This window comes from Pantoea sp. ME81, assembly GCF_903970985.1.
Taxonomy (GTDB): Bacteria; Pseudomonadota; Gammaproteobacteria; order Enterobacterales; family Enterobacteriaceae; genus Pantoea; species Pantoea communis.
Window position 1 is genome coordinate 1 of the sequence record NZ_CAJCKS010000310.1, and the last position, 2,659, is coordinate 2,659.

General features: G+C 54.2%; 2 protein-coding genes and 2 pseudogenes. 3 read left to right on the plus strand and 1 reads right to left on the minus strand.

The window, feature by feature from the left end:
* A partial coding sequence (locus H7A81_RS26745) for a LysR family transcriptional regulator (protein WP_182059280.1) occupies nt 1–764 on the minus strand: 764 nt, incomplete at its 3' end.
* 94 nt (nt 765–858) lie between these two features.
* Here H7A81_RS26745 and H7A81_RS26750 point away from each other — a divergent pair.
* The 3 genes and pseudogenes from H7A81_RS26750 to H7A81_RS27870 form a co-directional block, all read left to right on the plus strand.
* Nucleotides 859–2,115, plus strand: a complete 1,257-nt coding sequence (locus tag H7A81_RS26750) for an MFS transporter (RefSeq protein ID WP_182059281.1) — start codon at nt 859–861, stop codon at nt 2,113–2,115.
* A gap of 167 nt (nt 2,116–2,282) precedes the next feature.
* A pseudogene (locus H7A81_RS26755) lies at nt 2,283–2,531 on the plus strand (hypothetical protein); the annotation flags it as partial.
* Nucleotides 2,526–2,659, plus strand: a pseudogene (locus tag H7A81_RS27870) (helicase-related protein); the annotation flags it as partial. The pseudogenes H7A81_RS26755 and H7A81_RS27870, both read left to right, overlap by 6 nt.

Below are 2,659 nucleotides of genomic sequence, written 5' to 3' on the forward strand. Positions count from 1 at the left end.
GCCAGTCGCGCACGCCGAAATGAGGCCGGCAATATGGAAACACCCAATCCGGTGCCGACCAGACCGAGAATCGTCATCGCCTCGCCCACCTCCTGAGTAATAAAGGGTTTGATTTGATAACGGTGCAGCAGCGCCAGTGTTTCTCCGTACAGCGCGGTACCCCCCTGTGGATCAAAAAACACAAAGGGCTCGTTGGCCAGTGCCTGAATAGAGATCGATTCGGCATCCGCTAGCGGATGTGCCCAATGCACCAGCGCACACAACGGTTCACGCAGCAGCACCCGATGCTGTAAATCGCTCGGCAGCGGCGTGTTGCGCATCACGCCCAAATCCAGCCGACCCTCATGCAACGGTGCCAGCTGCTGGCGCGTGTTATTTTCCTGCATCGAAATATGCACTTCCGGCCAACGCTGACGAAATTGATAAAGCGCATCCGAAACCAGGCCGGTGAAGGGTGCGGAAGAGGTGAAACCAATACGCAGCTCGCCTTCCTGTCCACTGTGCACACGCGCTGCCCTACTGGCGGCTTGTTCAACCTGCAGCAGAATGACGCGCGCATCCTGTAAAAACAACTGACCAGCAGGTGTGATCTGCACGCTGCGATTAGTGCGGGTAAACAGCTGTGCGCCAATCTCCTGCTCCAGCTGCTGAATCTGTTGGCTGAGCGGCGGTTGGGAGATATTCAGCCGCTGCGCCGCGCGGCCAAAGTGCAGCTCTTCCGCAACGGCGATGAAATACCGCAGATGGCGCAACTCAATATTCATACTTTAAACGTCTCATTTGAGATTATTAATATATTGTACAACCTATTCCCATTTTCCTAAAGTAATCAGACCGTTCCTCATCTAAGGATATTCCGTGAGTCGCTCTTCCCAGGCAGTGACAATTCGTGAAGACGAGTTGTCCGCTAAGCCTGATTCAACCGTAGCCTCCTCCGAATGGATTGAACGTGGATCGCCGCAGTTTATGCGCGTCACGCTGGCATTATTCTCCGCTGGATTGGCCACCTTCGCGCTGCTGTATTGTGTGCAGCCGATTCTGCCCGTGTTGTCTCAGCAGTTTGGCGTCTCTCCCGCTGAGAGCAGTATTTCATTGTCACTCTCAACGGGTTTGATGGCGCTGGGCTTGCTGGTGACCGGCCCGCTCTCCGATGCCATCGGGCGTAAGTCGGTGATGGTCACTGCCTTAATGCTTGCCGCCATTTGCACGTTGATCTCAGCCACCATGACCAGTTGGCAAGGCATTTTGATGATGCGTGCACTGATTGGGTTGTCTCTTAGCGGTGTGGCAGCGGTCGGTATGACTTATTTAAGTGAAGAGATTCATCCCCGTGTTATTGCCTTCTCGATGGGGCTGTACATCAGCGGCAATTCAATTGGCGGCATGAGCGGACGCTTGCTCACCGGGGTGCTGACCGATTTCTTCTCATGGCGTTTAGCCATTGGGGTGATCGGTTGCTTCTCGCTAGCAGGCGCACTGATGTTCTGGAAGATTCTGCCGGCATCACGTCATTTCCGTCCCGCTTCGTTGCGACCGCGGAGTTTATTTATCAATTTCCGCCTGCACTGGCGCGACAAGGGTTTGCCGTTCCTATTTGCAGAAGGTTTCCTGCTGATGGGCGCGTTTGTGACGCTGTTTAATTACATTGGCTACCGTTTGTTGAGCGCACCCTGGTCGCTAAGCCAGGCGGTGGTGGGTCTGCTGTCGGTGGTTTATCTGACCGGCTCGTGGAGTTCTCCTAAAGCAGGCGCGATGACCAGCCGCTTTGGCCGTGGTCCGGTAATGATTGGCGCCACCGCCATTATGCTGGCTGGGTTGTTGCTCACCGCCTTTGATTCACTCTGGCTGATACTGCCCGGCATGATGCTGTTTACAGCGGGCTTTTTTGCCGCGCACTCCGTTGCCAGCGGTTGGATTGGTCCACGCGCACGCCGCGCCAAAGGCCAGGCATCGTCACTTTATCTGTTCAGCTACTACGTAGGTTCCAGCGTGGCGGGCACGTTAGGCGGTGTGTTCTGGCACAGCTATGGCTGGACGGGCGTGACGCTGTTCATCAGTGTGTTGCTGTTGCTGGCCTTGTTCGTCGGCTGGCGTTTACAGTGCCGAAAACTGTAATACCTTTCATCTAAACGACGGGGCCGCTGCGCCCCGCTTCTCGCTTAAGCCGTCAGAATCGCGCTTTCAACTAGTCCCACTTAAAACAAAACGACAATTCGTCGCTATAATCCATTTTATTCCAACAATAGTTAGATTTTCTTTTTTCACAGCAATGAGGACGTTAGATGCAACTCTATTATTACGTCGATAAGCATGCAGGCTATAACGACAACCATGTGGTACATGCAACAGGCTGCCCGTTCCTCCCTTCCGATGGTGCACGGCGCTTTCTCGGGACTTTCTACACCGCCACGGCCGCCATTCAACAAGCCCGTAAATTCTATTCCAATGCGATGGGATGCGAGCATTGTTGCCCGGTGGCGGTAAAAAAAAGCCTGACCACTCAGCATAGCGTGGCGCTAAAACACATGGTGCAACAGTTAAAGTTTTTAGTGAACGTCGCGGTACTGACCACCGGCTTTGATGCGCCGCATGTGGATCTTATCGCCATATTGCGCCCCACTGAATCGGTCAGTTTGTATCAACAGATTGTCGGGCGCGG